Source organism: Mesorhizobium sp. M4A.F.Ca.ET.050.02.1.1 (assembly GCF_003997725.1).
Lineage (GTDB): Bacteria > Pseudomonadota > Alphaproteobacteria > Rhizobiales > Rhizobiaceae > Mesorhizobium.
Genome location: NZ_RZSG01000754.1, coordinates 1 through 2,911, shown reverse-complemented (window position 1 = coordinate 2,911; position 2,911 = coordinate 1). Strand labels below are relative to the sequence as shown.

5 protein-coding genes are annotated in these 2,911 nt (G+C 61.9%); 2 read left to right on the top strand and 3 right to left on the bottom strand.

Annotation, left to right across the window (positions count from 1 at the left end):
- The coding region (locus EOA33_RS39915) for a hypothetical protein (protein WP_210212629.1) at nt 1-224 on the bottom strand (224 nt) is incomplete at its 3' end.
- On the opposite strand from EOA33_RS39915, the gene EOA33_RS30605 reads away from it, so the two are divergent.
- Nucleotides 223-561, top strand: a complete 339-nt coding sequence (locus EOA33_RS30605; protein ID WP_127407347.1) for a TIGR01244 family sulfur transferase — start codon at nt 223-225, stop codon at nt 559-561. The genes EOA33_RS39915 and EOA33_RS30605 overlap by 2 nt on opposite strands.
- 144 nt (nt 562-705) lie before the next feature.
- Here the strand turns inward: EOA33_RS30605 and EOA33_RS30600 are convergent, their stop codons facing one another.
- Nucleotides 706-1,173, bottom strand: coding sequence for an Lrp/AsnC family transcriptional regulator (locus EOA33_RS30600; RefSeq protein ID WP_126055043.1), 468 nt, complete (start codon nt 1,171-1,173; stop codon nt 706-708).
- Nucleotides 1,174-1,310: 137 nt separating this feature from the next.
- On the opposite strand from EOA33_RS30600, the gene hppD reads away from it, so the two are divergent.
- Nucleotides 1,311-2,426 carry a 4-hydroxyphenylpyruvate dioxygenase gene (gene hppD, locus EOA33_RS30595; protein ID WP_126055044.1) on the top strand — a complete coding sequence of 372 codons (1,116 nt, stop codon included), beginning with the start codon at nt 1,311-1,313 and terminating at the stop codon, nt 2,424-2,426.
- Nucleotides 2,427-2,446: 20 nt separating this feature from the next.
- Here hppD and EOA33_RS30590 read toward each other — a convergent pair.
- Nucleotides 2,447-2,911, bottom strand: a 465-nt coding sequence (locus EOA33_RS30590; protein WP_145989367.1) for a DinB family protein, incomplete at its 5' end; no start/stop codon positions are given.

The following is a 2,911-nucleotide window of genomic DNA, read 5'->3' as shown; positions in this document are numbered from 1 at the left end:
ACATGATGCACAACAACATCGCCCAGATCAAAGGCGCGATCCTCGGCAGCTGAGGTCCGCTCATCCAGCCGGATTGTGATGGTCCGGCTGGATTTTCCGCCGCGAATGTCTATCTGCAAAGACGACGCCGGCGGCGTGCGACGATACGCGATCGGCGGGAGCAGTTGCCGGCTCGCTCCGGGAGTGGCAAGACTGCCGCGCGACCAGATTGCGAGGACGACCATGGAATACCGAGAGATCAGCGACGACTATTCGGTCTCGGGCCAGATCCAGCCCAGCGATATCACCGCCATCAAGGAAGCCGGCTTCAAGAGCGTGATCTGCAACCGGCCGGACAACGAGCAGCCCGGCCAGCCTTCGGCCGAAAGCGTCCAGGCAGCGGCCCAGGCGGCCGGCCTCGCCTTCCGCTTCATCCCGGTCATCAGCGGCCAGATCACCTTCGAGAATGTCCAGGACCAGGCCGCGGCGCTCGACGAGCTCGAGGGCCCGGTCTTCGCCTACTGCCGCTCCGGCGCCCGCTGCACCAATCTCTATGGGCTGATTCAGCAGTCGAGGGGCTGAATTTTGTCAAGGTGTGCTGAGATTCAGGTCAGGCCGAGCCGAGAACGGTGGCTTCCCAGAACCGGAGCGGAGCGTACTTAAAGTACGTGAGCACCGGAAGCAGGAAGCCGTTTGGCGGCCGGCCTCCCCTGAACATCAGCGCACCTAGATCGGCAGCGCGCCGGTCTCCTTCAGCGTCTCCAGCACGATTGCCGTCTTCACATGCTGGACGGATTCGTGCGGCAGGAGCACGCCGTTGACGAACTCCGACAGTGATTTGAGATCGGGCGTCACCACTTTCAGAATGTAGTCCATCTCGCCGGTCAGTGCGTGCGCCTCCTGCACTTCGGGCAGCCGCGCCACCAACTCGCCGAAGCGGCGGGCATTGTCGCGATTGTGGGTGGCCAAGGTCACCGAGATGACGTTGACCAGCGAGAAGCCCAGCCGATCCCGGTCGAGCACCGCGCGGTACCCCTTGATATAGCCGTCCTCCTCCAGCCGCTGGCGGCGACGTGAGCATTGCGAGGCCGACAGGTTCACCCGCTCCGACAAATCGTTGTTGGTGAGCCGCGCGTCGCCCTGCAGCAGAGCCAGTATCTTGCGATCGAATTGATCAAGGCGCGCATTATCCACGGATTTTCCTCCAACCATGCACGTTCTACGCATGACATGAGCATTTCAGGCGTTCGAATGCAAGCACCGTGCGGCCCTCCGGCGTTATCATGAGCGAAGATGGCCAAGACCGGCCGCAACAGCTTCGGAGAACCGCCATGGGCCCCTTCCCGCACGACGCCCCGCCCGCCAGGATCAGCAAGGCGAACCCCGCCGGCACCGACGGTTTCGAATTCGTCGAGTTCGCGCATCCCGAGCCTGCCAAGCTCGCCGAGCTCTTCGCCCGCATGGGCTATGTCGCGGTGGCGAAGCACCGCACCAAGGCGATCACCGTCTGGCGGCAGGGCGACATAAACTACATCGTCAATGCCGAGCCCGGCTCGCATGCGATGAAATTCGTCGACAAACACGGCCCCTGCGCCGCCTCGATGGCGTGGCGCGTTGTCGACGCCAAGCACGCCTTCGACCATGCCGTGTCGAAGGGTGCCACGCCTTATGAAGGCACCGACAAAGCGCTCGACGTGCCGGCCATCGTCGGCATAGGGGGCTCGCTGCTTTATTTCATCGAGACCTATGGGGAGAAAGGCTCGGCCTATGACGCCGAGTTCGAGTGGCTGGGCGAGCGCGACCCGAAGCCGGAGGGCGTCGGCTTCTACTACCTCGATCACCTCACCCACAATGTCTATCGCGGCAACATGGACAAGTGGTGGGACTTTTACCGCGACCTGTTCGGCTTCAAGCAGATCCACTTCTTCGACATTGACGGCAAGATCACCGGGCTGGTCAGCCGCGCCATCACCTCGCCCTGCGGCAAGATCCGCATTCCGCTGAACGAGTCCAAGGACGAGACCAGCCAGATCGCCGAATATCTGAAGAAGTACAATGGCGAAGGCATCCAGCACATCGCTGTCGGCACGGACGCGATCTACGAGGCCACCGACCTGCTTGCCGCCAACGGGCTGAAGTTCATGCCTGGCCCGCCCGACACCTATTACGAGATGTCGCAGGACCGTGTGCATGATCACGACGAGCCGATCGGGCGGATGAAGAAGCACGGCATCCTGATCGACGGCGAAGGCGTCGTCGACGGCGGCATGACCAAGATCCTGCTGCAGATCTTCTCGAAAACCGTGATCGGCCCGATCTTCTTCGAGTTCATCCAGAGGAAGGGCGACGAGGGCTTTGGCGAGGGCAATTTCCGCGCCCTGTTCGAATCGATCGAGCAGGACCAGATCAAGCGCGGCGTGATCAAGCTGGACGGCAAGGCGGCGTAAGGCCGAGGAGGGCGAGCGGTTCAAAGACCGAGCCGCTCGACCTCGTCCTTCCGCAGCTTGATGTCGTAGTCGAGCAAAAACTCATCCAGTTGCGGCGGCGGAACGGAAGTGCCGGAGAGCATCGCGTGCACCTGCCCGCGGTGGTGGATGTCGTGCAGGAAGACATGGGCGAGGATGTCGCCGATGCGCTCGGGGATCATACCGTCTTCGCGTCTATCGGTGATGACACGACGGTCTAGATCGGCCTCCGACAAAGCATCGCAGAAGGCGATCAGTTTGCGGTCGAAGGTGATCTGCGCCACTACCAAATCGGCGACATTGTCGAACGGCACGAAATCATCATAGGCGGCAGCGCCGACACCACCCTCCGTGAGAAAATCGAGATAGAGATGGTCGACAGCGAGGATGTGGTTCAGCGTCTCCTTGATCGACGGAAAGAAGCTAGTGCGCGCGGCCTCAAATTCTCCAGGCTCGAGGAACAGCAC

Bases quoted from the DNA above. Each gene is read 5' to 3' on its own strand.
- hppD (WP_126055044.1), top strand. From the start codon at position 1,311: ATGGGCCCCTTCCCGCACGACGCCCCGCCCGCCAGGATCAGCAAGGCG.
- EOA33_RS30605 (WP_127407347.1), top strand. From the start codon at position 223: ATGGAATACCGAGAGATCAGCGACGACTATTCGGTCTCGGGCCAGATC.